Source organism: Carnobacterium sp. (genome assembly GCF_032094055.1).
Taxonomy (GTDB): domain Bacteria; phylum Bacillota; class Bacilli; order Lactobacillales; family Carnobacteriaceae; genus Carnobacterium_A.
The window spans coordinates 1-886 of sequence record NZ_DAMDAK010000107.1 but is presented as its reverse complement, the minus strand read 5'-3'; the positions used below and the strand labels follow the sequence as shown (position 1 = coordinate 886).

Annotated in this window: 1 protein-coding gene; it reads left to right on the top strand. The window is 35.4% G+C overall.

Annotated elements, in window-relative coordinates; all coding sequences use genetic code 11:
- Positions 1–204: 204 nt before the first annotated feature.
- The coding region (gene whiA, locus RT405_RS12365; RefSeq protein WP_313470088.1) for a DNA-binding protein WhiA at positions 205–886 on the top strand (682 nt) is incomplete at its 3' end.

Genomic DNA, 886 nt, shown 5'->3' with positions numbered 1-886 from the left:
AGTAGCACATGATTTTAAAGGGCTGTCTGAAGAAGTACCGCGAGTTATCTCAAATGGATTTCTTCAGCTAAGAGACGAAGGGGTTTTTCATAATGGGGATAAAGTGGTAGAAGAACTGTTTAATCTTGCCTATGAAAACAATCGTACTCGTTTGGCCAAAATTTAATAACTTCTATTGAACTGATTAGAAAGAAGGCGAACGAGTTGTCTTATGCTTCAGAAGTAAAAAAAGAATTGACCCAACTAGAAGTACATCGAGAACATGCACGAGCGGAATTAGCAGCATTGATTCGGATGAATGGAACGGTCAGTTTAGTGAACAAAAAGTTTGTTTTGAATATTCAAACAGAAAATGCTGCGATCGCCAGAAGAATTTATGTCTTGTTGAAAGACCATTTTGCTGTCGAAAGTGAATTGTTAGTAAGACGAAAAATGAAATTAAAGAAAAATAATGTTTATATTGTACGGTTAAAAAAAGGTACTCAAAAAGTATTATCTGATCTTTCTATTATGGATGAAGCAACGATCCATAGTCATGTCCCAGAAGAAATCATGACAAATTCTCAAAAGATGCGTTCTTATTTAAGAGGTGCATTTCTGGCTGGCGGATCTGTTAATAATCCTGAGACTAGCCGGTATCATTTAGAAATTTATTCTAATTATGCTGAGCACAATCATGATGTCTGCCAAATGATGAATTATTTTGGGATAAATGCTCGTACATTGGAAAGGCGCAACGGCTATATCACTTATTTAAAAGAAGGTGAAAAGATTGCTGACTTTTTAGCCTTGATAGGTGCTACAAGTGGAATGTTAAAATTTGAAGATGTACGAATTGTTCGAGATATGCGGAACTCTGTTAATCGTTTGGTAAATTGCGAAAATG